General features: G+C 68.1%; 25 protein-coding genes. 9 read left to right on the top strand and 16 right to left on the bottom strand.

The window, feature by feature from the left end; translation table 11 throughout:
* Positions 1-69 precede the first annotated feature (69 nt).
* A complete protein-coding gene (locus NS4_RS11465) occupies positions 70-1,068 on the top strand; it encodes an LLM class F420-dependent oxidoreductase (protein WP_063059508.1) in 999 nt (332 codons plus the stop codon).
* A gap of 182 nt (positions 1,069-1,250) precedes the next feature.
* On the opposite strand, the gene nrdE is transcribed toward NS4_RS11465, so the two are convergent.
* From nrdE to NS4_RS11445, 4 genes are all read right to left on the bottom strand, one after another.
* Complete coding sequence (nrdE, locus tag NS4_RS11460; RefSeq protein WP_063059507.1) at positions 1,251-3,410, bottom strand: class 1b ribonucleoside-diphosphate reductase subunit alpha; 2,160 nt, start codon at positions 3,408-3,410, stop codon at positions 1,251-1,253.
* Positions 3,407-3,856 (bottom strand): class Ib ribonucleoside-diphosphate reductase assembly flavoprotein NrdI, encoded by a 450-nt coding sequence (gene nrdI, locus NS4_RS11455; RefSeq protein WP_063059506.1) that lies wholly within the window; start codon positions 3,854-3,856, stop codon positions 3,407-3,409. Before nrdI ends, nrdE begins: the two co-directional genes overlap by 4 nt.
* 194 nt (positions 3,857-4,050) lie before the next feature.
* Entirely contained in the window at positions 4,051-4,281 is a 231-nt protein-coding gene (gene nrdH, locus NS4_RS11450) for a glutaredoxin-like protein NrdH (protein WP_039826068.1), read from the bottom strand.
* A 531-nt stretch (positions 4,282-4,812) separates the two neighbouring features.
* On the bottom strand, positions 4,813-5,382 hold the full coding sequence (locus tag NS4_RS11445) for an NAD(P)H-dependent oxidoreductase (RefSeq protein ID WP_063059534.1): 570 nt from the start codon (positions 5,380-5,382) through the stop codon (positions 4,813-4,815).
* A gap of 212 nt (positions 5,383-5,594) precedes the next feature.
* On the opposite strand from NS4_RS11445, the gene NS4_RS11440 reads away from it, so the two are divergent.
* Positions 5,595-6,200: a TetR/AcrR family transcriptional regulator gene (locus tag NS4_RS11440; RefSeq protein ID WP_063059533.1), complete on the top strand. Its 606-nt coding sequence runs from the start codon at positions 5,595-5,597 to the stop codon at positions 6,198-6,200.
* Positions 6,201-6,211: 11 nt separating this feature from the next.
* On the top strand, positions 6,212-7,036 hold the full coding sequence (nadE, locus tag NS4_RS11435) for an NAD(+) synthase (protein WP_063059505.1): 825 nt from the start codon (positions 6,212-6,214) through the stop codon (positions 7,034-7,036).
* Positions 7,037-7,152: 116 nt separating this feature from the next.
* On the opposite strand, the gene NS4_RS11430 is transcribed toward nadE, so the two are convergent.
* Positions 7,153-7,395, bottom strand: a complete 243-nt coding sequence (locus NS4_RS11430) for a MoaD/ThiS family protein (protein WP_063059504.1) — start codon at positions 7,393-7,395, stop codon at positions 7,153-7,155.
* Positions 7,388-8,446, bottom strand: coding sequence for a GTP 3',8-cyclase MoaA (gene moaA / locus NS4_RS11425; RefSeq protein ID WP_063059503.1), 1,059 nt, complete (start codon positions 8,444-8,446; stop codon positions 7,388-7,390). The genes NS4_RS11430 and moaA overlap by 8 nt, the downstream gene beginning before the upstream one ends.
* A gap of 136 nt (positions 8,447-8,582) precedes the next feature.
* Here moaA and NS4_RS11420 point away from each other — a divergent pair, with 136 nt between their 5' ends.
* The 3 genes from NS4_RS11420 to NS4_RS11410 are packed head-to-tail and all read left to right on the top strand — an operon-like array spanning position 8,583 to position 11,363.
* Positions 8,583-9,806, top strand: coding sequence for a molybdopterin molybdotransferase MoeA (locus NS4_RS11420; protein WP_063059502.1), 1,224 nt, complete (start codon positions 8,583-8,585; stop codon positions 9,804-9,806).
* Positions 9,803-10,900, top strand: coding sequence for a bifunctional molybdenum cofactor biosynthesis protein MoaC/MoaB (moaCB, locus tag NS4_RS11415; RefSeq protein WP_084487126.1), 1,098 nt, complete (start codon positions 9,803-9,805; stop codon positions 10,898-10,900). Before NS4_RS11420 ends, moaCB begins: the two co-directional genes overlap by 4 nt.
* The gene (locus NS4_RS11410; RefSeq protein ID WP_084487125.1) at positions 10,893-11,363 is read left to right on the top strand and encodes a molybdenum cofactor biosynthesis protein MoaE; all 471 of its coding nucleotides are present in this window, start codon (positions 10,893-10,895) and stop codon (positions 11,361-11,363) included. The genes moaCB and NS4_RS11410 overlap by 8 nt, the downstream gene beginning before the upstream one ends.
* On the opposite strand, the gene NS4_RS11405 is transcribed toward NS4_RS11410, so the two are convergent.
* Positions 11,315-12,421 carry a CobW family GTP-binding protein gene (locus tag NS4_RS11405; protein ID WP_157106005.1) on the bottom strand — a complete coding sequence of 369 codons (1,107 nt, stop codon included), beginning with the start codon at positions 12,419-12,421 and terminating at the stop codon, positions 11,315-11,317. The two genes, NS4_RS11410 and NS4_RS11405, sit on opposite strands and share 49 nt — an antisense overlap.
* Before the next feature lie 186 nt (positions 12,422-12,607).
* Between NS4_RS11405 and NS4_RS11400 the strand changes: the two genes are divergently transcribed.
* Positions 12,608-12,976, top strand: a complete 369-nt coding sequence (locus NS4_RS11400) for an Rv1352/Rv1906c domain-containing protein (RefSeq protein WP_063059501.1) — start codon at positions 12,608-12,610, stop codon at positions 12,974-12,976.
* 78 nt (positions 12,977-13,054) lie between these two features.
* On the opposite strand, the gene NS4_RS11395 is transcribed toward NS4_RS11400, so the two are convergent.
* The 6 genes from NS4_RS11395 to NS4_RS11370 form a co-directional block, all read right to left on the bottom strand.
* Positions 13,055-13,516: a PaaI family thioesterase gene (locus NS4_RS11395; protein ID WP_063059500.1), complete on the bottom strand. Its 462-nt coding sequence runs from the start codon at positions 13,514-13,516 to the stop codon at positions 13,055-13,057.
* 24 nt (positions 13,517-13,540) lie between these two features.
* A complete protein-coding gene (locus NS4_RS11390; RefSeq protein WP_439955776.1) occupies positions 13,541-14,890 on the bottom strand; it encodes an MFS transporter in 1,350 nt (449 codons plus the stop codon).
* A 263-nt stretch (positions 14,891-15,153) separates the two neighbouring features.
* Complete coding sequence (locus NS4_RS11385; protein ID WP_063059498.1) at positions 15,154-16,941, bottom strand: GMC family oxidoreductase N-terminal domain-containing protein; 1,788 nt, start codon at positions 16,939-16,941, stop codon at positions 15,154-15,156.
* A gap of 99 nt (positions 16,942-17,040) precedes the next feature.
* Positions 17,041-18,693 (bottom strand): alkaline phosphatase D family protein, encoded by a 1,653-nt coding sequence (locus NS4_RS11380; protein WP_084487123.1) that lies wholly within the window; start codon positions 18,691-18,693, stop codon positions 17,041-17,043.
* 83 nt (positions 18,694-18,776) lie between these two features.
* Positions 18,777-19,502 carry an LppU/SCO3897 family protein gene (locus NS4_RS11375; protein ID WP_063059497.1) on the bottom strand — a complete coding sequence of 242 codons (726 nt, stop codon included), beginning with the start codon at positions 19,500-19,502 and terminating at the stop codon, positions 18,777-18,779.
* Positions 19,499-20,107: a DUF8020 domain-containing protein gene (locus tag NS4_RS11370; RefSeq protein WP_063059496.1), complete on the bottom strand. Its 609-nt coding sequence runs from the start codon at positions 20,105-20,107 to the stop codon at positions 19,499-19,501. The genes NS4_RS11375 and NS4_RS11370 overlap by 4 nt, the downstream gene beginning before the upstream one ends.
* A 504-nt stretch (positions 20,108-20,611) precedes the next feature.
* Between NS4_RS11370 and NS4_RS11365 the strand changes: the two genes are divergently transcribed.
* Positions 20,612-21,013, top strand: coding sequence for a hypothetical protein (locus NS4_RS11365; protein WP_063059495.1), 402 nt, complete (start codon positions 20,612-20,614; stop codon positions 21,011-21,013).
* A gap of 135 nt (positions 21,014-21,148) precedes the next feature.
* Positions 21,149-22,012 carry an SDR family oxidoreductase gene (locus NS4_RS11360; protein ID WP_063059494.1) on the top strand — a complete coding sequence of 288 codons (864 nt, stop codon included), beginning with the start codon at positions 21,149-21,151 and terminating at the stop codon, positions 22,010-22,012.
* Positions 22,013-22,083: 71 nt separating this feature from the next.
* Here NS4_RS11360 and NS4_RS11355 read toward each other — a convergent pair whose 3' ends face one another.
* The 3 genes from NS4_RS11355 to NS4_RS11345 all read right to left on the bottom strand — a co-directional run bounded on the left by NS4_RS11355 (position 22,084) and on the right by NS4_RS11345 (position 24,552).
* Entirely contained in the window at positions 22,084-22,893 is an 810-nt protein-coding gene (locus NS4_RS11355; protein WP_063059493.1) for an SAM-dependent methyltransferase, read from the bottom strand.
* A gap of 101 nt (positions 22,894-22,994) precedes the next feature.
* Positions 22,995-23,699 carry a TetR/AcrR family transcriptional regulator gene (locus NS4_RS11350; RefSeq protein WP_245665290.1) on the bottom strand — a complete coding sequence of 235 codons (705 nt, stop codon included), beginning with the start codon at positions 23,697-23,699 and terminating at the stop codon, positions 22,995-22,997.
* A 79-nt stretch (positions 23,700-23,778) separates the two neighbouring features.
* A complete protein-coding gene (locus tag NS4_RS11345) occupies positions 23,779-24,552 on the bottom strand; it encodes a PaaI family thioesterase (RefSeq protein ID WP_063059492.1) in 774 nt (257 codons plus the stop codon).
* Between the last annotated feature and the right edge of the window lie 4 nt (positions 24,553-24,556).

Raw genomic sequence — 24,556 nt, 5'->3', positions numbered from 1 at the left:
AGATCTCGCCAGAGTGGAACCCGAGATATCTCACGGTGGCCCCCGGGCCCGACATCGGAGGAGAGTGCTGTGCGCTTCGGAATCTTCATCCCGCAGGGGTGGCGTCTCGACCTGGTCGGTCTCGATCCCGCTACCCACTGGGAGGTGATGCGGGGCCTGGCGGCCCGCGCCGATGCGAATCCGGTGTGGGAGTCGCTGTGGGTGTACGACCATTTCCACACCGTTCCGGAGCCGAGCGAGGAAGCCACCCACGAGGCCTGGACCCTCATGTCCGCCTTCGCCGCCACCACCACCCGCGTGCGGCTGGGCCAGATGTGTACGGCGATCAGTTACCGCAACCCCGCCTACCTCGCCAAGGTCGCGGCGACGGTGGACCTGATCTCCGGCGGCCGCACCGAAATGGGTATCGGCGGCGGCTGGTACGAACACGAATGGCGTGCCTACGGATACGGTTTCCCCACCGCCGGCGAACGCCTCGGCCGGCTCGACGAAGGGGTCCAGACCCTCCGTCAGGCCTGGCGAACCGGCACGGCCACCCTCGACGGCCGCTACTACCAGGTGGACGGCGCGATCGTGCGCCCGCTACCCGCCCAGGAGGGTGGCCTGCCGCTGTGGATCGCGGGCGGCGGCGAGAAGAAAACCCTGCGTATCGCCGCGAAATACGCGAACTACACGAACTTCGCCGGTAACAGCCCCGAGGAGTTCACCCACAAATCGGAGATTCTGCGGGCGCACTGCGCCGATGTCGGCACCGATTTCGACGCCATCGTGCGCAGCGCCAACTTCAATGTCGCCATCGGCGCCACCGAGGCCGAGGTCGAACAGCGCAAGTCCGAGCATGTCGCCCGGATCGCCCCGGTCCTGGGCGCGGAGAAGGCCCGCGCCTACGTCGACAACCTGAACAACGGCGGTGCGGCGGTCGGCACCCCGGAACAGATCGTGGAGAAATTGTCCGCCGTCCGTGATCGCGGGCTGGGCTACGCCATCTTCAACTTCCCCGAAGCGGCCTACGACACCAGCGGTATCGAACTTTTCGAGCGCGAAGTCCTCCCGGCACTGACCGACTGAGCCGCACCCGCGCCTTCGCTCCGGGTGTGCCGTCCATATCTCGGTACACCCGGATACCGCCGCTCTATCCCAACAGTGTTACGGCTGTGGCGGCAACCACATGCGATAACGACCATCGGCACCACGCTTCCGCTACGAAGGTGGTACCGATGTCGCGACCGCAGGATGGGTGACCCAGGCTCTCAGAGCATGCAGCTCACGCAGCCCTCGACCTCGGTGCCCTCCAGCGCCATCTGCCGCAGGCGGATGTAGTAGAGGGTTTTGATGCCCTTGCGCCAGGCGTAGATCTGGGCCTTGTTCAGGTCGCGGGTGGTGGCCGTGTCCTTGAAGAACAGCGTCAGCGACAGGCCCTGGTCCACGTGCTGGGTGGCCGCGGCGTAGGTGTCGATGATCTTCTCGTAGCCGATCTCGTACGCGTCCTGGTAATAGTCCAGGTTCTCGTTGGTCATGTACGGGGCCGGGTAGTAGACGCGGCCGATCTTGCCTTCCTTGCGGATCTCGATCTTCGACGCCACCGGATGGATGGAACTGGTGGAGTGGTTGATGTAGGAGATCGACCCGGTCGGCGGGACGGCCTGCAGGTTCTGGTTGTAGAGGCCGTGTTCCATGACCGCGGCCTTCAGTTCCCGCCAGTCGTCCTGGGTGGGGATGCGGATACCGGCGTCGGCGAACAACCGGGCCACCCGTTCGGTCTTCGGTTCCCACACCTGGTCGGTGTACTTGTCGAAGTACTCCCCGGAGGCGTACTTGGATTCGGGGAACCCGCCGAAGTACGTACCCCGTTCCCGCGCGAGCAGATTCGAGGCCCGCAGGGCGTGGTAGACGACGGTGTAGAAGTAGATGTTCGTGAAATCCAGGCCTTCGTCGGACCCGTAGTAGATGTGCTCGCGGGCCAGGTAGCCGTGCAGGTTCATCTGGCCGAGGCCGATGGCATGCGAGGAGTTGTTGCCCTGTTCGATCGAGGGCACCGAGTGGATATGGGTCTGATCGGAGACGGCGGTCAGGGCCCGGATGGCGACCTCGATGGTGCGCGCGAAATCCGGGGAATCCATCGCCTTGGCGATATTGAGCGATCCCAGGTTGCAGGAGATGTCCTTGCCCACCTGCGCGTAGGTGAGGTCGTCGTTGTAGATCGACGGGGTGGAGACCTGCAGGATCTCCGAGCACAGGTTGGAGTGGGTGATCTTGCCGGCGATCGGGTTGGCCCGGTTCACCGTGTCCTCGAACATGATGTAGGGGTAACCGGATTCGAACTGCAGCTCGGCGATGGTCTGGAAGAACTCGCGCGCCTTGATCTTGGACTTGCGGATCCGCTTGTCGTCGACCATCTCGTAGTACTTCTCGGTGACGTCGACATCGGCGAACGGCTTGCCGTAGATACGTTCTACGTCATAGGGCGAGAACAGGTACATGTCCTCGTTCTTCTTGGCCAGTTCGAAGGTGATGTCCGGGATCACCACGCCCAGCGAGAGCGTTTTGATGCGAATCTTCTCGTCCGCGTTCTCCCGCTTGGTGTCGAGGAAGCGGTAGATATCGGGGTGGTGGGCGTGCAGGTACACCGCGCCCGCGCCCTGGCGCGCACCGAGCTGGTTGGCGTAGGAGAAGGAATCCTCGAGCAGTTTCATGATCGGGATGACGCCCGAGGACTGGTTCTCGATCTTCTTGATCGGGGCCCCGTGCTCACGGATATTGCTGAGCAGCAGCGCGACCCCGCCGCCGCGCTTGGACAGCTGCAGCGCGGAGTTGATGGAGCGCCCGATGGACTCCATATTGTCCTCTATGCGAAGAAGAAAGCACGACACGGGCTCGCCGCGCTGCTTTTTCCCGGAGTTGAGGAAGGTCGGGGTGGCCGGCTGGAAACGGCCGTCGATGATCTCTTCGACCAGCTTGCTCGCGAGTACCTCGTCGCCCGCGGCCAGGGTCAGCGCGACCATGCACACCCGGTCCTCGAATCGCTCCAGGTAACGCTTTCCGTCGAAGGTTTTCAGCGTGTAGGAGGTGTAGTACTTGAACGCGCCGAGGAAGGTGGGGAACCGGAACTTCTTGGCGTAGGCCTGCTGGAACAGCTTCTTCACGAAGGCCCGGCTGTACTGCTCGAGCACCTCGGACTCGTAGTAGTTCTCCTCGACGAGGTAGTCGAGCTTCTCGTCGAGGTTGTGGAAGAAGACGGTGTTCTGGTTGACGTGCTGCAGGAAGTACTGGTGCGCGGCCTCGCGATCCTTGTCGAACTGGATCTCGCCGTTCGGACCGTACAGGTTCAGCATCGCGTTGAGGGCGTGGTAGTCCAGGACCTCACCGGGTTCGCCGGCGCGCTGCGGGGGCTGCTCCAGGCGGGCGGTCATACCTGCTGGTGCTGTCGTTGTTGCTGCCAAAACAATCCCAATCCCTCACGGACGCGGTCGACGTCCTCGGCGGTTCCCATGAGTTCGAAGCGGTACAGGTAGGGCACCCCGCATTTACGCGAGATGACATCACCTGCGAAGCAGAAGGTGTCGCCGAAGTTCGTGTTCCCGGCCGCGATTACGCCGCGCAACAGGGCGCGGTTGTGCGGATCGTTGAGGAACTTGGCGACCTGGCGCGGGACGAATTCCTTGTCGGAACGTGTCGAACCGAGTACGTGCCGACCGCCCCCGTAGGTGGGGACGATCAGCACGTAGGGTTCGTCGACCCGCAACGAGCCGGTGGTGTGCAGGGGGATCCGGAGTGCCGGGATATCCAGCTTCTCGACGAACCGGTGGGTGTTCTCCGACGCACTGGAGAAATAGACCAGCGTATGCGATTCGGACATCTCACCTCCCCTGTTCCCCCGACCTGGTCGGGCGCGCTGCCGGCTCGGGCTGTGCCCATCGCACCTGAGCGCGGGCCCTTTGTGGTTACACTGCGCTGCCGCTCACCGGGCCTGACACACTCAGGCTGTGTCCGTCACGCCGGAGCGCGGGCCCTTTGTGGTCACGCTGCGCTGCCGCCGCCGGGCTGACGCACTCAGGCGGCGACGGTGGCCAGCGCCTTGATGCGGTCGGGCCGGAAACCGGACCAGTGCTCGTCACCGGAGACGACGACGGGGGCCTGCAGGTAACCGAGGGCCATCACGTAGTCGCGGGCATCGGCATCGGTGGAGATATCGACGACCTCGTATTCCACCCCGGCCTTGTCGAGGGCCTTGTAGGTGGCGTTGCACTGCACGCAAGCGGGCTTGGTGTACACGGTGATCATTCGAGTCCCTCTCTCCTGTGCCTCTGTGCGGTGTTCGCGGTCCTTCGTGGTGACGGTCCGCCGCCCTCCGGGCCGAGCCCACCGCATGCCTTATCCAGCCGGTGACCCGTCTGTGTTGTGCGGTGTGTCGGCACGATCGGATGATCTGCGCAAACTCCGAGGACCGACCCTGAAACGCCATGTCCGGGCCGGTTCCACCCGGTGCCGGCGGGCCGATTGCGCCGCCGCCTCCAGGCATCGATGACACTACACCTAGTGGCCGACAGAAAGAAACAACACGAGATGTTGCGAGTCACAACCATGTGATTTCACCGCTGTAAGCCGCAGGACAACAACTCGACACGCCGCATTCACCGTGGTCCAGATCACAAACCGACCGGACCAGCTCTCTTTCAGCAAACCCAGGAGACTACGCCCGCCACACCAGTCGCTACGAGTCCCAGCAGGCCCTCGAGTCCCGTAGGAAACCGACCGATCGGAAACGCGAGGGCCGCCCCGTCCTCGGACGGAGCGGCCCTCGATGCGTCGTTATCAGGCGGAGACGAGTTCCCCGCTGGCCGCGGTGACCAGAACCTTCACCGACTCGGTCAGTTCGCGCTGCGCCTCGGCATCCTCACGCGGATGCCCGGCAGCGAAGCGCTCACCCCAACCGGCATAGTGCAGATGCGCTTCCTCGACGACCTTCCCACCGGCGATACCCACGGACTTGACCGCGTCGGCGTGCGCCCACCGGGCGGCGTTGGGGCTGATCGAACCGCTGAGCACGGCCACCGGCTTACCGCTGATAGCGCCCGCGCCGTAGGGCCGCGACAGCCAATCGATCGCATTCTTCAGTACCGCCGGCAGGGTGCCGTTATATTCCGGGGTGACCAACAGCAGACCGTCGCTCGCCGCGACCGCGTCGCGCAGCGCCTGGGCGGCGGCCGGTACCGAACCCGCGATATCGATATCTTCGTTGTAGAACGGGATATCACCGATACCTTCGTAGATGGAGACCTCGGCGCCCGCGGGCGCGGTGGAGGCCGCCGCCTCGGCGACCTGCCGGCTGACCGAGGCGTCGCGAAGGCTGCCGACGAGGGCGACGATACGGGTCTGGCTCATGTTCACTCCTGCGGTACTAGTTGTGTGACGATCCCACTGCCCAGACCCAACCGGACCACGGTCCGCTACATTCCTCCGGAGGGACCCACCGCGCCGTGAACTACGACACACTCAGTCCGGACTCCACCGAATCCGGACCTCCGGGTGAACCGCACCGCACCACCGCGCCGGTGCCCGCCGAGCAGCTCGCGCCGCGCGCCCGCCCGCAGCCGGTGGGACCCGAACTACCCGGTACCGCCGAACCCGCCGAACGCGCCGATGCCGCGCGCAACCGGCGCCGGCTGCTCGACGCCGCACAGGAACTGGTGCGCGACCACGGCGTGGACGCACTCACCATGGACGCGCTCGCCAAGCGCGCCGGGGTCGGCAAAGGCACGGTCTTCCGGCGCTTCGGCAACCGCACCGGCCTGATGTACGCGCTGCTGGACCATTCCGAGACCCAGGCGCAGGAGGCATTCATCTTCGGCCCACCGCCGCTGGGGCCGGGCGCGCCCCCGGTGGAGCGGCTCGTCGCGTTCGGGCGGGCCCGGCTACGGGATCTCGAAGTGGCGGGAGAACTGTATCGCGCGGCCGAACTCGGCTCCTCCGAAGACCATTTCGGCAGCCGGCCCTACCTCGTACTGAAAACCCATGTGACGATGCTGCTGCGCGAGGCGGGCACCCCGGGCGATCCCGCACTGCTGGCCGACTCCCTGCTGGCCGGGCTCGGGGCCGCGCTGGTCCTGCATCAGCTGCGCGCGCTCGGTTACACACGCGAGCAGATCGGCGACAACTGGGAAGCCCTTGTTCGTCGCGTGGCCGTTTCCACCGAGCAGTAGAGTGGTCCGGCATGGGAAACCTGCGTGAACAGATCATCTCCGAACTGGGTGTGCGGCCGAACATCGAACCGAAGGACGAGGTTCGGCGCCGCGTCGATTTCCTGAAGGACTATCTGCGCGCCACACCGGCGAAGGGTTTCGTACTCGGCATCAGCGGGGGCCAGGACAGCGCCCTCGCCGGACGGCTGTGCCAATTGGCCGCCGAAGAGCTGCGCGCCGAAGGTCACGAGGTCCGATTCGTCGCGGTGCGGCTACCCTACGGCGTTCAATCCGACGAAGCCGACGCCCGCGTCGCCATGACCTTCGTCGCGCCCGACGAATCGGTGGTCGTGAACGTCCGGCCGGGTGCCAACGCCGTGGCGGCGGAGGTGGCCTCGGCGCTCAAGGTCGGCAAACTACGGGATTTCGTGCGCGGCAACATCAAGGCCCGCGAGCGGATGGTGATCCAGTACGCCATCGCAGGCCAGGAGAACCTGCTGGTGATCGGGACCGATCACGCCGCCGAAGCGGTCACCGGGTTCTTCACCAAATACGGTGACGGCGGCGTGGACGTGACCCCCCTGGCCGGCTTGACCAAACGGCAGGGTGCCGCACTGCTCGAAGAACTGGGCGCACCCTCCCGACTGTCGTCCAAGGTGCCGACCGCGGATCTGGAGGACGATCGCCCGGCGCTGCCCGACGAGGAAGCACTCGGCCTGCGCTACAGCGAGATCGACGACTACCTCGAGGGCAAGGACGTCACCGACGAGGTCGCGAAGCGTATCGAAACGATCTTCCGCACCACCCGGCACAAGCGCACGGTGCCGGTGAGTCCGCTCGACGATTGGTGGCGCTGAGCGCGGCGAGTCGCCCCGGCACCGAGTCGGACCGTCGCGGCGCGACCATTCGACGACCGGGAGTCCGGGCCGCAACACCGCACCACGAAACAGCTTTCGTCCTGTCGTGCCTCGGATCAGCCGCCCGCGAAGGGTGGCATGACATCGACACGCGAGGTCAGTGTCGCACCGCTGTCGCGGGTCAGCTCGTCACCCATCAGGTAGGCGCAGACACCGAGCATCTTGTCCAGATCCGGACCGTAGACCGCGCTCAGCCGGGAACGGAGGTCGGCGATCGTGGCGCCGGGCGGCAGGTCCAGGGTCTCGGCGTCCTTACCGACCGCGTCGGCGACGGCGGCGAAGTAGCGGACCTCAACCACCTATTGCTCCCATCGTGCGTTCCGGGGGGACGAAATCCTCGGCATCGATACCGTGACCCGCCCATTTCTGCCACATCGCACCGCGCCACAGCTGCGCGAGTTCCTCATCGCTCGCCCCGGCCCGCAGACTCGCGCGCAGATCGAACTCCTGATCACTGAACAGGCAGGACCGCAGCATACCGTCGGCGGTGAGCCGGGTGCGGTCACAGGTATCGCAGAATTTACGGGTCACCGAGGCGATGATGCCGACGGTCGCGGGGCCCCCGTCGACCAGCCAGGACTCCGCGGGTGCGGCCGGATCCTCGCGGCCGACGGCGGTGAGCCGGAACCGGGCGCCCAGCACCTCGAGCAGTTCGGCGGCGGTCACCATATTGGCCCGCGCCCACTCGTGGTCGGCGTCCAGCGGCATCTCCTCGATGAACCGCAGTTCGCACCCTTCGTCCAGGCACCAGCGCAGCAGATCCGTGGCACCGTGCAGGGTCTGCCGCATGAGGACCGCGTTCAGCTTCACCGGCGCCAGCCCGGCCGCGACGGCGGCACGGATACCCGACATCGCCGAATCCAGCCGGTCGCGGCGGGTCAACCGGGCGAAATCGGCCCGGTCCACGGTATCGAGGGAGATATTGACCCGACTCAGCCCGGCGGCGGCCAGCCCGGCAGCGCGATGCTGCAGGCCGACCCCGTTGGAGGTCATGGCCAGGGGCACCTCCGGTACCGCCGCGTGACAACCGGCCACGATCTCCTCCAGATCGCGGCGCATCAGCGGTTCGCCGCCGGTGAACCGCACCTCGCGCACACCCAGTTCGCGAACGGCCAGCGTGACCAGGCGAACGATCTCGGCCGCCGTGAGCAATTCCGCGGGCGGGATGGCCGGCAGCCCTTCCTCGGGCATGCAGTAGGTACAGCGCAGCGAGCACTTCTCCGTGATGGACACCCGCAGATCCCGCGCGATCCGGCCGAATCGATCCACCAGCAGCGGCGTTTCCGGACGTCCATCGAGAGAGGGGCGCCCGGACCGCACGGTGGGAATCCCCATTTCGACCAGCGTCACACCTCCATTATGTACGCCGGGTCCGCAGAGATATCGAGACACCGCGTCATCCGGCCGGTCTCGGGCGCCCGAGCCGAGCATCGCCGCAGGCCCCGACAGGCGATGACCGTCCGGCGCGCGCGGCTAGTCTGGGCCTATGATCTCTCGGCCCGCCAGTCGTCCGGTCCGGTCGGCGGACGATTACCGCGACGCCATCGAACAGCTGTTGCGGCCGCTTGCCGCCCGGCCGGTGGAGGACGTCCCGGTGGCCGCGGCGCTCGGTCGCCGGCTGGCCCGGGATCAGCAGGCGCCGATCGATCTGCCCGTTTTCCGCAACTCCGCCATGGACGGCTACGCCGTGCGCTCGCAGGATGTCGCGGTCACCCCGGTGACCCTGCCGCTGACCGGCGTGATCGCCGCCGGTGATCCCGGCGGTGTCACGCTGGCACCGGGGACCGCGCGCAAGGTGATGACCGGGGCGCCGCTCCCGGCCGGCGCCGACAGCGTGGTCCCGGTGGAGGATACGACCGCCGACGAGCACTCGGTACGGATCACCCGCGGCCGCTCGGCCGGCGAATTCGTCCGGGAGCCCGGCAGCGATATCCGGGCGGGTGCCGAACTGGTCCCGGCCGCGACCGTGCTGGCCCCGCGTCATATCGCGGCGCTGGCCGCGGCGGGCGTGGGCGGGGTCCCGGTCTTCACACCGCTGCGGGCGGTCGTCATCAGCACCGGGAACGAGTTGGTGCCCGCCGGCGCCGAGCTGCGACCGGGGCAGATCTACAACTCCAACGGCATCGCACTGGCGGCCGCGCTCACCGCCAACGGTGTCGCGGTGGCCGGTGTCGAGCACTGCGGTGACGAACCCGCGGAGTTCCGGCAGCTGCTGTACTCCGCGACCGCCGCCGCCGATCTGGTGATCACCACGGGCGGGGTGTCCAAGGGCGATTTCGAGGTCGTCCGGGAGGTTCTCATCCCGCTCGGGGGCGAGTTCGGCTCGGTGGCGATGCAGCCGGGCGGCCCTCAGGGCCTCACGGTCGTGGACGGGGTGCCGGTGCTGAGTTTCCCGGGGAACCCGGTGAGCGCGGTGGTGTCGTTCGAGGTGCTGGCCCGGCCGATCCTGCGGCGCCTCTCCGGGCTGGACCCGGTACCCGAATACGAACTTCCGCTGCTGGGCGCGGTGCGCCGTTCCCCCGAGGGCCGCCGCCAGTTCCTGCGCGGGCGGCTGGTCCGTAACGGGACGCGGCCGCACGCCGTGGAGGTGGTTTCCGGACCCGGTTCCCATCTCGTCGCGAGTATGGCGGCGGCCGATGTGCTGATCGATATTCCGGCCGCGGTGACCGAACTCGCGCCCGGCGCGACTGTGCGAGTGTGGGAACTATGAGCGAGTTGTCACATGTGGATGCCGAAGGCCGCGCCCGCATGGTGGATGTGAGCGCCAAGGCCGATACCGCGCGGATCGCCGTCGCCGGGGGCGAATTGCGCACCACCGCCGAGGTGGTGGCGCTGGTGCGCGCCGACGATATGCCGAAGGCCGATGTTCTCGCGACCGCCCGGCTGGCCGGGATCGCGGGCGCCAAGAAGACCGCCGAACTGATCCCGCTGTGCCATCAGCTCGCGCTGTCCTCGGTGAAGGTCGAATTCGGTTTCACCGACTCCACCATCACCATCGAGGCCACCGCCAAAACCACCGGCCCCACCGGGGTGGAGATGGAAGCGCTGACCGCGGTGGCCGTGGCCGGTCTCACCCTGCACGACATGGTGAAAGCGGTGGACCCGGCGGCAGAGCTGAACGGCGTGCGCCTGCTCAGCAAAGAGGGCGGAAAACGCGGCCACTGGACCCGCGCGCAGGCACCGGCCGCTACCGGCGCCACCCCACGTCCGGTGCCGCACTCCGAACCGGAAACGCATGCGGCCACTCCCCGAAGCGATATCAGCGGCACCGCGGTGGTGCTCGTGGCCTCCACCGGCGCGGCGGCCGGAACCCGTACCGACACCACCGGACCGCGGCTGGTGTCGTGGCTGCGCGATCTCGGATACACCGTGCGCGGACCCCTCGTCTACGCCGACGCCGACATCTCCGACGGTCTGGCCGACGCGCTGCGCACCAGCCCCGACCTGGTGGTGACCACCGGCGGTACCGGCGCCTCCCCCACCGACCACACCCCTGAGGCGACCGCGGCCGTCCTGGACCGGGAACTGCCCGGTGTCGCCGAGGCGATCCGGCAGCGCGGTACGGCGAAGTTCCCGCTCGCGGCGCTCAGTCGCGGCGTCGCGGGTCTGGCCGGCCGTTCGGTGGTGGTGAATCTGCCCGGTTCCCCGGGCGGGGTGAAAGACGGTATCGCGGTACTGGAACCGCTGCTCACGCATCTGCTCGCGCAGGTGGCCGGCGGCGGCGCGCACGATCACGACAGGGCGCGGGAGCACCCCGGTGCGCCGCGGGAGACGAATAGCGGAAACGAGAGCGCGCATGCCTGATCTGTCCCTGGGAACCCCCGGCCGCGAGAACCCCGCGGCCCTCGGCGCAGTCCGGCTCGCCGAGATCAGCGACCGGCCTTTGGATCCCGCGGTGGTCGACGCGGCCGTCCGCGGATCGCACTATGGGGCGGTCGTGTTGTTCACCGGCGTGGTCCGCGATCACGACGGCGGACAGGCGGTTTCGGCGCTGGAGTACTCGGCGCATCCGCAAGCGCTCCGCTTCCTGCGCGAGTGCTGCGCCTCGGTCGCCCGATCGAGCGGCCTGCCGGTGGCTGCCGTGCACCGCGTCGGCGATCTGGTGGTGGGTGATCTGGCGATCGTGACGGCGGTGGCCGCACCGCATCGCGCCGAGGCATTCGCGGCGTGCTCGACACTGGTGGACCGGATCAAACACGAAGTGCCGATCTGGAAACGTCAGCTGTTCGCCGACGGGCTCTCCGAATGGGTCAACGCCTGCGGGTAGTCGTCGTCGGCCGCCGCGGACGCGATATCGGGGACGTAGCGCCAGACCGCCAGCATCTCCTGGTCGGCCGGCGTGCCGGGTCCGCCGTGGACGGTCGCCCGCAGCCCTTCCAGCACCGCGTCGGTATCCAGACCGGTGCCGATGAGCACCAGTTCCGTTCCGGCGCCGCGGGTGGTCCGGCCGGCCGGCTCCAGCGTGATCGCCCGGCCGACCAGGTGCAACAGGAAACGGCCGGGTCCCGGCGTGGCGAAGGTGACGAAACCTTTCGCCCGGAACAGCCCGGCGGGTGGTTTCTCCAGGAAATCGACCATCCTGCGCGGATGCAGTGCCGCGGTCTCGGTGAACGTCACACTGGTGTAGTCGTCGTGCAGATGCCGGTGGTCACCGTCGTGCTCGTCGTGCGCGTGCTCCTCGCGCAGCAGTTCGTCGAGACTCAACTGCTCGCCGATGCGGGGTTCGCCACGGCGGCGCGGATCGAACAGCAATCCGGGATCGATCCGCCCGCGCGTGGTCGCGTACACCGGTGCGCCACCGGTCAGTTCCATGATCTCGGCGCGCAACCGGTCCAGTTGCGCCGCATCGATCCGGTCGGCCTTGTTCACCACCACCAGATCGGCCAGGCGCAGATGACTCGCCAGTTCCGGATGCCGGGCCCGGCTCCCGGCGAACTCCCCCGCGTCCACCACCTCGAGCAGTCCGCCGTAGCGGATCCGGGAGTTCTCGCTGCCCACCACCATGCGCACCAGATTGCGCGGTTCGGCCAGTCCGCTGGCCTCCACCACGATCACATCGATACCGGCGCGGGGATCGGTCAACCGGGTGAACAGCTCGTCGAGCTCGGAGACATCCACCGCGCAGCACACACAACCGTTGCCCAGCGACACCATGGCGTCGACCTGGCCCGCCACCAGCATCGCGTCGATGTTCACCGCACCGAAATCGTTGACCACCACCCCGATCCGGGTGCCCCGGTTGTTGCGCAACAGGTCGTTGAGCAGGGTGGTCTTTCCGGCGCCGAGGAATCCGGCCACGATCACCACGGGTATGCGCTCAGCCACCGGGCAATAGTATTGGCGCGCCTTCGGCGCACGAGGTCGAGGCCCCCTGTTTCGAAAAGTATTTCCCGCGAATTCCCGGGAATATCGCGATTCTTCGAAATCGATAGCGCGACTCTGGTAGACGTGCCGGGGGAGATCGGGAGGATCTCACTGTATCGAGAAACAAAGAGATACCGAGGAGAACGAATGCGTGCAGGCACGTTTCTGATCGCCGGTGCGGTGTTGTCGGCGGCGACCGTGCTGGGCGGCGGTATCGCGGCGGCCGAGCCCGCGGATCACATATCGCACGACGGCGTCTACCGGGTCGGCGTCGATATCCGGCCCGGAACGTGGGAATCGTCCGGGCCCGCCGATCCCACCCGGAGCTGCGACTGGCGGCGGCTGCGGCTGGTCGAGGGCGACAACACGAATATGCATTACATCATCGAGAACAATTACACGAAGCTGGGCCCGATCCGGGTCACCGTGAAACCGACCGACGCGGGTTTCAAAACCGAGAACTGCGGCCCCTGGCGGATGGTCCCGCCGACGCCGACCGGTTCGGCCGGCCACTGACGTCGGACCGGCCGCGGCCCGGCTCCCCCGTACGGGAAGGCCGGGCCGATATCGCCGCGAAGCGCCGCGGCGGCGCGCTCACCGGTGGGCGCGCAGCTGGTACAGCCCTTCGGTTTCGGCGACGACCACACCCTCGGTATCGCTGAGGACCGCCCGTAGCGTGAAATCCGCTTTACCGTTGGCCGCGGCCTCCGCCGCGATCCGGTCGATCTCCGCGTCGTCCAGAGTGGCCTGGGCACGGACCGCCGTGGTCGCCGGTTTCCGGAACACGATCCGCAGGTCCTTCACCAGCGGATAGAACCGCGTGGTATCGAAACTGGCCACCGCGATGGCGCCGCCCAGGATCTCGCCCACGGTGAACAGCACCCCGGCGTACATGACACCGAAATGATTGCCGTTGCCCTCGACGGGCACCGTGGCGGCGGCGTACCCGCGGCGCACCTCCTCGGCGTGCACCCCCATCCGGTGCGCCACCGGGATGGTCTGTTCCAGCGCCGAGTTGACGACCTCGGCGATGGGCGGGTTGCGGACATCACTCATAACAGGGTCGGCCCTTCCGATGGATCACGCGACGATTTGCTTCTCTTCGGTGGCCGGCGGGTCGGGTTCGGCGGCATCGGGCACTTCGGTGCCGCGCAACGACGTCCCGGCGGTCTCCCGCAGGAAATACCATGCCACGAGACCGATCAGCGCGGCGGCCACCATATAGAGGGCGGGGAACAGACTCCAACCGGTGGCTTCGATCACCGCCTCGTTCACCAGCGGAGCGGTACCACCGAACGCGGCCGTGGACACGTTGTAGGCCAGGGCGAACCCGGCGTAGCGCACATGGGTCGGGAAGATGGCCGGGAAGGTCGCGCTGATGGTGGACAGCTGCGGAACGTACAGCAGGCCCAGCACGACGAAGCCCACAATCGCCCAGCCGGTGCCCACGCCCATCAGCCAGTACATCGGCACGGCCAGCACCGCCAGGCCGACCAGCGAGAACAACCACAGCGGCCGTCGCCCGGTACGGTCGGACAACCGGCCGAAGAAGGGGACGCACGCCATCATCGCCACCTGGCCGATGAGCATCATGGCGGTGGTGGTGGACTCGCCGAGGCCGATGGTGTTCTGCAGATAGGTCGGCTGGTAGGTGAGCAGCGTGTAGTTCGCCACGTTCAGCGCGATGACCAGGCCGGACAGGGTCAGCAGCTCACGCTTGTAGGTGGTGATCAGCACCCGCAGCCCGCCTTCGGGATGCTCCTGTTCGTTGACCTCGGTGAACACCGGCGACTCGTCGAGCTTGGTCCGCAGGTACCAGCCGATCGCGCCCAGCGGGATGGCGATCAGGAACGGGATCCGCCAGCCCCAATCATGCATGGCGTCCGAACCGAGGATCAGCTGGCACAGCAGCACGACCGCCGAACCGCCGACGAAACCACCGAGTGTGCCGAACTCCAGGAAGCTGCCGAAGAAGCCACGCTTCTTGTCGCTCGCGCATTCGGCCAGGTAGGTGGCCGCGCCACCGTACTCACCGCCGGTCGAGAAACCCTGCACCACGCGGAGCAGGATCAGCAGGATGGGGGCGAGCACGCCGACCTGGCCGTGGGTCGGCAGCACACCGATCAGACCGGTGGCGGCGGCCATGAGCAGGATGGTGGTGGCCAGCACCACTTTGCGGCCCACCCGATCGCCCAGCGGACCCCAGACCATGCCACCGACCGGCCGCAGGACGAAGGAGATGGCGAAGCCGAGCATGGTGCCGAGGGTGCCGAGTTCCCCGGGGAAGAAAGCGTCGGTCAGGTAGGTGGCGGTTGCGGCGTAGACGCCGTAGTCGAACCATTCGGTGGCATTGCCCATTGCCGAGGCCGCCACCGACCTCTTGAGTTGCGGTGGTTCGACCTGTGCTGGTTGCGACTGCTGGTCCGTCACGGTCAGTCCTCTCCGGCGCACGCGTCCGTGTCGGCCCGGCCGACCCATGACGTCGCGCCCGCCGGCGACCGGGTTCCGGCGAGTATCGACCTCAATCCGTTACCCGGGATTCTCCCTGGGTAAACGCAGCCGGCACCGGCACGGGGTCACCGGGCACCTCTCATCAGCTACTCACCAGCGTATGTGAAGGCGCTCACACCTGCGGGAAAACCGGCCCCGGAGACCCTCGCGACGCCCGTCCGAGGAGCCGGTGTTCCGGCTGCTCAGCGCGACTCCTCACCGCCCACGGCAGCGGGATCGGGCCGATGGTTCACTTCGATCAGCGGTAGCCGCAGCGCCGCGGGCGCCGACTCCGGCACCACCGGCGACGCCGGGGCGACCGGGGCGACCCGCCGATAGGGCGCGCCGAGCGGCGGCCGCGGATCGGCCTCGCCCTTGTTCGGCCACATCGCCACCGCGCGTTCGGACTGCGCGGTGATGGTGAGGGAGGGATTGACGCCGAGGTTGGCCGAAATGGTCGAACCGTCGATTACGTGCAGGCCCGGATAACCGTAGAGCCGCTGGTAGGGGTCCACAACACCGGTCTGCGGGCTCTCGCCGATCACGCAGCCGCCGATGAAATGACCGGTCATCGGAATATTGAACACACTGCTGGTGGCGCCGCCGGCGATACCGTCGATCTTGTCGGCGACCCGGCGGCCCACCTCGTGCCCGGCCGGGATCCAGGTCGGGTTGGGTGCGCCCTCGCCCTGCCGGGTGGTCATCCTGCGGCCGAACAGCCCGCGTTTGGTATAGGTCGTGATCGAATTGTCCACCGACTGCATCACCAGCAGGCCGATCATCTGTTCCGACCAGCCCCGCGGGTTGTGCAGATGCGGGAGGTCACGACGGTGCCGCCACATCTCGCGCAGCCACAGCCGGCGTTTGGACACACCTGGTTGCTCGTCGACCATGACACTGCCCATCAGCGAGATGACATTGCTGCCCTTGCCGTAGCGCACCGGTTCGATATGGGTGTCGTGATCGGGATGGATCGAGGAGGTGATCGCCACCCCCTTGGTGAAATCGCTGGTCTTGTCCCGGCTGCGGATCGCGAGCAGTTCCTCGGAGTTGGTCCGGGACAGGAAGCCCAGACGACCGGAGATATCGGGCAGCGAACCGGAGTCACGCAGTTTGTGCAGCAGCCGCTGCGTACCCAGGGAGGCCGCGGAGAAGATCACCTGCTCGGCGGTGAACGTAGCGCGTTTCTTGCGCAGCCAGCGCCCGGTGGTCACCGTCGACACCGTGTAGCCGCCGCCGGGCAGCGGTAACACATCGGTGACGGTGCGCAGCGCGTGCACCGTGGCCCCGGCCTGCTCGGCCAGATACAGATAGTTTTTGACCAGGGTGTTCTTGGCGTTGTGACGACAGCCCGTCATACATTCGCCGCAGTGGGTGCAGGTGCGGCGGGCGGGCCCGGCGCCGCCGAAATACGGATCCGGCACATCTTCGCCGGGCCGGCTCCCAGGACCGCCGAAGAAGACGCCGACCGGCGTCCGCTGATAGGAATCGGCGACGCCCAGCTCCTCGGCGACCTCCAGGAAAACCCGGTCGGTCGGCGTGGTCGCCGGATTCGTGGTCACGCCCAGCATGCGTTTGGCCTGGTCGTAGTAGGGCGTGAGTTCGTCTTTCCAGTCCGTGATACCCGCCCACTGGCCGTCGCGGAAGAACTTCTCCGGCGGCTCGTAGAGGGTGTTGGCGTAGACCAGGGAGCCGCCGCCGACCCCCGCCCCGGCCATGATCAGGGTGTTCTTCAGCAGCGCGAGCCGCTGGATACCGAAGCAGCCGAGATACGGCGCCCACAGGTACTGCCTGGCACGCCAGGACGTCTTGGCGAATTCGTCGTCGGCGAAGCGGCGGCCGGCCTCGAGGACGCCGACCCGGTATCCCTTCTCGGTCAACCGCAGGGCGCTGACGCTGCCCCCGAATCCGGAGCCGATGACGAGGACGTCGTAGTCGAAGGTCTGGCCGGGCCCGGCGCCGGTGCCGGTGCTCGTTGCGGAACTGGACATCTTTCCGAGACTATGGCCTGGATCACCGTCGGGGGCACATACCCGCGGACACGAAATCGGTACTTTCGGCCAACCTGCCCGAACGCGGCCCCTTCCCGCTCACCGGCCTGCTTCCGCCGCCGGAGCCGGGCCCGGAACCGATACCTCGGGCACGGCGGGCCCGGGGTCCCAGCCGGCCTGCGCGCCGGGTCTGCCGTGCTCCACGACATAGGTCGCCCGGGTGCTGATCGGCGCCCCGGGCCGCCCGACATAGGGCACCACCCGGTAATCGCTGCGCCACAGCCGCTCGTCGACCTCCACCCGGACATAACCCCGCTGGCCGTTGAAGAACTTCATATCGGGGTTGGCGGCCAGCAGCGTCCGGCCCCGCGGAGGCAGGTCGGCACCGTCGCGTCCGGTGGTGATCGAAGTCCCGGTGAACTCCGTGGCCACCACCGGAGAGTGCGGGTCGCGATAGTTCCCCCGCAGATCGACCACGTAGTTCTCGTGCCGGTCACCGGTGAGCACCACCAGGTTCGCACGTCCGCGCGCCGCCGCCGCGGCGAGTACCGCATCGCGGTCGGCGACATAGCCGTCCCAGGCGTCGGTGCCCACCGCGACCGCCGGGCCCGGGTCGTGGTCGGACTGCGCCATCGCGACCTGATTGCCCAGGATCTGCCAGCGGGCCGGGGAGCGAGTAAGGCCGTCGATCAGCCAATCGCGTTGCGGGGCACCCAGGATGGTGCGGTCCGCCGCGAAGCGATCCGGGCAGTCGAGCACCAGGTTGCCGCCGTCACCGCAGACCAGTGACGTCCGGTGCTGGCGCGTGTCGAGCATGGTGAGGTCGGCGAGGTCACCGAAGGCGTAGCGACGGTGCATCCGGACGTAGGGTCCGGCGGGGAGCTGTTCGATACGCAGCGGCAGATGTTCGTACATCGCCCGGAACGCGGCCGCGCGGCGCCGCCGGAACAGGGCCGGCAGCAGATGGATATCGATCCCGGCGCCCGGATCGAAACCGGCCCAGTTGTTGTCGATCTCGTGATCGTCGAAGGTGCAGATCCAGGGGTACGCGGCGTGCGCGGCACGCAGTTCGGGTTCGGCCTTGTACTGCGCGTACCGCAGCCGGTAGCCGGTGAGATCGGCGGCCTCCGCGCGCAGCGTCTCCGGGATCGCGACGCCCGCGCGGCCGCGCGCCCACTCCTTCTCGTAGATGTAATCGCCCAGGTGCACCACGAAATCGAGGTCTTCCTCGCACAGATGCCGATAGGCGGTGTAGTAGCCGGAACTCCAGTGCTGGCAGGAGGCGAAGGCGAAGCGCAACCGCGCCACCGGCGCGCCCGCGGCGGGGGCGGTACGGGTACGGCCCACCGGGGATATCGCCGCGCCGGCGCGGAAGCGGTAGTAGTACCAGCGATCCGGGGCCAGTCCCCGGACCTCCGGATGCACACTGTGGGCCAGTGCCCGGGTGGCCAGCGCGCTGCCGCGCGCGGCGATACGGCGGAAATGCTCGTCCTCGGCGACCTCGTACTCGACGGTGACCGGCGCTCGGGCGGTGCCACCGAGCGAATCGGGCGCGAACGGGTCCGGTGCCAGCCGAGTCCACAGCACGACCCCGTCGGGCAGCGGGTCTCCGGACGCCACCCCCAGGGTGAAGGGGTCACCGAGCCATCGCGGCGCCCGATACGGAGCGCTGCTCGCGAGACCCGCGCCGGCCAGGAGCGCGGCCGCACCAGCGGTGCCCGCCTGCAGTAAACGACGCCGGGACAGAGCCATGAATCAGCTTAACCCGGCCCGGAGCGCCGGAATCGCCGCGGCCGAGCCCGGCCGCCCGGCCGTCACCGGGCGACCGGACCGGTCTATCGATCGCCGATACAGACCACGAACCGGCGTTCGTCGTAGACGAACCCGCGGTCGGCCGACGGGCACGCGTTGGGGTTCACCGTATCCGGCAGGATGCTGATCACCTGCACCCCGCCCGGCCCGCATTCCGTGCGTTGCGGCTGGTCGCCCGAGACATCCACACAGCTGCCGACGACCCAGTCGATATCGAGGCACAGGGTCGTTTCGCCGATGGTGTGACTCGCGTCGGCGTCCGAGGGACACACGGTCCCCGCCGGGCCGACAGCGGCCACCTTGTAACGGGATTCCCCGCTACCGCAGGAGGCCTTGCTCACCTCCTTCTCCCCCAGCGCGCTCAGGCACTCCCCGCTCGCGACCTCGACCTTCGGTGGGGCCTGTTTGGCCTCTTTGTTGGCCGATCCCGCGATACCGACCGCCGAGACGGTGGTGGTCGGCGGGACCGTCGAGGGCACCAGCACCGACGGTGGCGCCACCGGGGCGGGCGAGGTCTCGGTAGCGCCGGTGAGGGCGGTCGTCGCGGGGGCAGTCGGCGCGGCGACATCCTCGGCCGTATCGTCGCTGCCGGCGGTGGCCAGTAGTGCGGCCACGCCGATTCCCAGCACAATCGAGGTCACCACCGCCGCGATGGCTATCGCGGCGGCGGTGGCGCCGACCCGGGCGCGTTTGTCCTGCTGCGAGAGCGGCGGCCGCCCGCCGTCCTCGTCCGGGCCCGGCTGGGTCACGGTTCGCCGCGCAGCACGGCCATCACCGCGTCGACGAACGGCTGCCCGCCGGTGATGTAACCGCCGGCCACCGCGCCCACGACCAGACCGATCGGACCGGTGATGATGCTGAGGAATCCGAGCCCGATGAGCGCGCCGAGCAGGCCGCCGAGTACCGCGCCCACCGCGACACCGACAACGTTCTCCTGTAATTCGGTGGTCAGCCGGGTCATCGAGCTGACCGGCCGCATCTCGCCGATGTTCTCGGCGGTGACCGTCGGGGTCAGCTCTAGAGTGGTGCCGTCGGCGCTGATCTCGTGGGCCACCGCCATCTCGCTGCCGGAGATCTCGTACTGCAGCGGCACTTCGGCCACTACGGCACCGCTGACGGCCTTGAGCACAGCTTTGGCGCCGTCCGGCGTCAGTTCGAACCGCCCGTCGTGTACCTCGGTGGTGATCGTCTGGGTCTTCTGGTCGACGCTGGTCTCGTAGGCGACGCCCTGGTCGATGCCCTCGCTCTTGATCTCCGGAGCGCCGGCCGCGGGTTCGGCGTGCACCACGCCGGCGGAAATCCCTACAGCGGCGACGGACAGAAGTGCGGTAGCGGCGAAAGTGCCGAACTTCATTACGTTCAATTCCTTCTCACGTGAACCGACCCTGGGCCGGGCGGCTGCGATTTCATTCGCGCACAGGACCATACCGATATTCGGAGTTCGCGTGCATATCAGGAATTAAACGGAAAACCCATCCTTTAAATTGCTGATCAATAACCGTGCAGGACGGCGAGAATTCCGCGATACTCGTCTCGTTCAACGGTTATACGATTCTGCGATATCACCGTGGCACCAGCACCGGCCCGGACAGCATTCCGCCGGCAATCGCCGGGTGGCCGTAACTTTTACGCACGGTTATTCACCGGAAGGCCTCCAGGTGTTACACACCCGCCGGAATGTGCCAGTCGTCGTGGGTGAGGTGGCCGGGCCCGGCGACCTCGCCTCCCGGCCCGCACCGGCATCAACCGGAACTACTTCGTGATCGACGGGGCCTGTGCCGCGCGACCGCGGGGTGCTGCACTTACCTACAGGACGCTGCACCGTGTACCCACCGTCGATCCGACTGGAGCACGCGCCATGACGACCGCCGCACGCACTCTTCTCACCACCTGCGCTCTCGCAACTGTGACCGCGTTCGGGCCGGCCCCCGGCGCCTCGGCCGCGGTGTCGGGGGTGAGCGTTTCCGGTGGTTTCGGTCTCGGTTTCGTCCAGTACGGCACGGGCTGCACCTACACGGTCACGATCCGCGGAGACGGGGTCAGCGCACTGGAGGACCTGGTGAACGGGCAGCCCGGCGGCACATTCGGACCGATCGAACAGGCCGGCCCCGACATGTACACCGCGGATTGGGCGCCGACGGTGTCCGGTCGGCATTCGGTATCGGCCGACGGTGTGGGCACCGAGGTGTACGTGCAGAAGGGATACGACTTCGGCCTCGTCTGCCTCACCCTGCCCGAGTATCTGCGCCTGCCCGGCTGACCCGCAGGCGTGCACCGCCGGCCGGTCGCGATCGCCGCCCGATCACTCCAGGCCGCTTGACAGACTCCGTACTTTTGACAGACTCCGTCGAATGGCCCGGGGACGGCAGTCCCGGGGCGGAGGAGAGGATTTCGGATGGGTGTCTACGCGGTCACGGGAGCGGCGTCGGGGATGGGCAGGGCGGTCGCCGACAAACTGACCGCCGAGGGTCACCGCGTGATCGGTGTGGATATCCAGGAGACCGATATCGTCGCCGACCTCGCCACCGCCGCGGGCCGGCGCAGCGCGATAGACGCGGTACTGACCGCCGCGGACGGCCGGCTCGACGGCGCTGTACTCGCGGCCGGGCTGGGGCCGGTACCCGATCCCGCCCGCTTGCCGGTGATCGCCGCGGTGAATTATCTCGGCACGGTCGAGTTGCTGGAGGGCTGGCGGCCCGCGCTCGCGGCGACCGGATCCGCACGGGTCGTCGCCTTCGGCAGCAATTCCGCCACCACGGTCCCGGCGGTGCCGCGCCGGACGGTGGCGGCGTTCCTGGCCGGCGACACCGAACGCGCCGTCCGGACGGTGAAGATCTTCGGCAAGCACGCCGCGCCGTTCGTGTACGCGGGCTCCAAGATCGCGGTCAGCCGCTGGGTGCGCCGTCGTGCCGTACGGCCGGAATGGGCCGGGGCGGGTATCCGGCTCAATGTCATCGCCCCCGGCGCGATCCTCACCCCGCTGCTCGAACGCCAGCTCGCCTCCCCCACCGAGGCCAAGGCGGTCAACGCGTTCCCGGTCCCCACCGGCGGCTTCGGCAAACCGGAACACATCGCCGACTGGGTCTACATGATGCTGTCTCCGTCGGCCGAATTCCTCTGCGGCAGCGTTGTTTTCGTGGACGGCGGCACCGACGCCTATTTCCGTCCGGACGATTGGCCCCGTGCGGTGCCGCTACGCCGCATCGTCGGATACCTGCGCCGGTTCCGTGGTTTCTCCGCGACCCCGCGAGCGGAGTAACCACGGACTGCCCTGCGCCGGATATGTGCCGGTGACCCTGTCCGGTCGCCGATCCGCGATGTCCGGGCGGGCTATCGCTTCCGCGCGACCCCGGCCCAGCAGTTCACCTGCGTATCCAGCCATTCCGGTGACTCACCCGCCGGACGCCACTGGTTGGCCACGACGACCCCCGGCTCCAGCAACTCCAGACCGTCGAAGAACCGGGCGAATTCGTCCCGGTTCCGGGACCGGGCGAACACCCCGCTCTGCCGGTACACCTCGAGCGCACGCGCCATGGTCTCCGGAGCGAGGTCGGCGGTGATGTGGGAGGCGACCACGAACGAACCGGGTGCGAGGGCGTCCACCAGCGTCGCGACCACACCGTAGGGGTCCTGTTCGGCGTTCAGGAAATGCAGGACGGCGACCAGGCTCAGCGCCACCGGGCGCTCCAGATCGAGCGTTTCGCGCAATTGCGGCGCCGACAGGATCGCCGTGGGGTCGGTGAGGTCGGCATCGATGTAGGTGGTGCGACCTTCGGGTGTGCCGACCAGCAACGCACGGGCATGGGCGAGCACGATCGGATCGTTGTCCACATAGACCACCCGAGCCGCGGGCTGCGCGGCCTGCGCCACCTGGTGCAGATTCGGCTCGGTGGGGATTCCGGTACCGATATCCAGGAACTGGGTGACACCGGCCGCGGTGATCTCGTTCACCGCGCGGTGCATGAAGTTCCGGTTCTGCCGAGCGGCGACCCGGACGGTGGGAAACGCCGCCACCACTTTCTCGGCGGCGTCCCGGTCCACCGGGTAATGGTCTTTTCCGCCGAGAACGTAATCGTAGATCCGGGCGCTGCTGGGTACGGTCTGGTTCACGGGCGCCGTTTTGCGGCCGGTTTCGGTCATTCTCTGCCCCTATCGGTTCCGGGTCGCTCGTCTGCGCGGTATACCGGCAGAACATGCCAATGATGCAGGCCCGCAGAGTCTTCGGCCAGGGCTCGACCGGATTACGTCGCCGCGCCGCCCGATCCGGTCAGCTGCAGCGCGCTGCACCAGATCCAATCGAGAGTCTCCAGCAAGGTGTCGAAATCGATCTCCTCCCCCTCCACGAACACCAGGTACGCCACCTTGCTCACCATGCTCGACAAGGCCAGCGCCGTCACCCGTGCGTCCAACCGCGCCGTGATCAGACCGCGCTCCTGCAGATCCCGGATCAACGCCGCATTGCGATCGATGAACGCCGAGGCCCGCTCGGCCCGCAGCGCGGCGAAATGCGGGTCGACCCGGGACACCTGCTCGAGCACGGCCATCAGCCGCGCATTACGTCGATAGGATCTCAGGTACTCCCGGTTCGCCGCGGCGATCCAGTCGCGTGGATCCTCGCTACCGGCGCGCGCCCGGACGTGCGGATGCAGCATCTCCTCCCGGACCTGCTCGGCGACTGCGGCGAAAATCTCTTCTTTGCTGTCGAAATGGGTATAGAACGACCCCGACGCCACCCCGGCCGTCCGGGTGATATCGCTGATCCGGGCGTCGACGAACCCGTCGGCTTCGAAAACCTCGCGAGCCGCCTCGATCAGTGCCGCGCGCGTGCGGATCCCCCGGCGGCTCTTCGGGGCGGGCCGGGTCGGTCGACCGGCCGCCGCGGCGTCCGGCGCCGCCTTCGGGCCGGTTGTCCGGCTCGCGGAGGTGCTGTCTGGCCGGCCGTTCACCGGGCACTCGCCGTCATCGCGGACCGGCGGGCAGGCCGGAGCCGGTAGCAGCGGGCGCGAATCGGCTCGGGTACCGCGTTCACGCCGGGAACAGGCGGCTTGTCGCCAGCGTGGTGATCCGATCGGAATTCCCGGTATCGCGCAGCGTCGCCCGTCCGACCTCGGCCCGCAGTGTCGCGTCGGCGACCACCGGCCCCACCCGGGCGGGTTGCAGATACCGCAGACCGAGCGTGCTCAGGGTGGATCCGGGCGCCAGCGACAGGATGGCCTCCTCCGCCGCGAGAGCGATCAGACCACCGTTGACGGTGCGCGAGGCGTTCAGGCCGTCGTCGGTGCGCGGCAGCACCGCGGTGCCCGGGCCGCGGCGCACACACCCCGCTCGTTCGGCGAGCGGCACCTCGAGCAGCCGGTCCGACACCGGCATATCGACGCTCAACCCGGCGGGCAGGCGCAGGTCCGCGTCGGGCGAGACCATGAACGATCCGCCGCCGAAGGCGAACGGTTCGCCGTCGACGGTCCATTCGACCTCCGCGACGAACACCGACCGCCCCGCTTTGATCTTGCGCCCCACTGCCCGGACCTCGCCGGATCCCGGCGCCGGCCGGTACAGGTGCACATCGAGTTCGAGAGTGACCGGCACTCGCGGCCCCAGGGTGAGCGCGGCCAGCAGCCCGGTCACCGTATCGGTCCAGGTGGCCAGCACCGAGGTGCGCAGCCGCTCGGTACCGGGGACATGCATCTGCGGGGTGATCGTCGCCGACCCGTGCAGCTCGTCGCCGGCCCGCGTGGTCGCGAAGCCCAGTTCCAGCAGTATGTGCTGCCGCCGCGGCGCGGTTCCGGTCTCGACCGTCATGGGT

Origin of the sequence: Nocardia sienata NBRC 100364 (assembly GCF_001613205.1) — a bacterium.
Lineage (GTDB): Bacteria > Actinomycetota > Actinomycetes > Mycobacteriales > Mycobacteriaceae > Nocardia > Nocardia sienata.
This window is presented reverse-complemented; position numbering and strand designations above follow the sequence as displayed.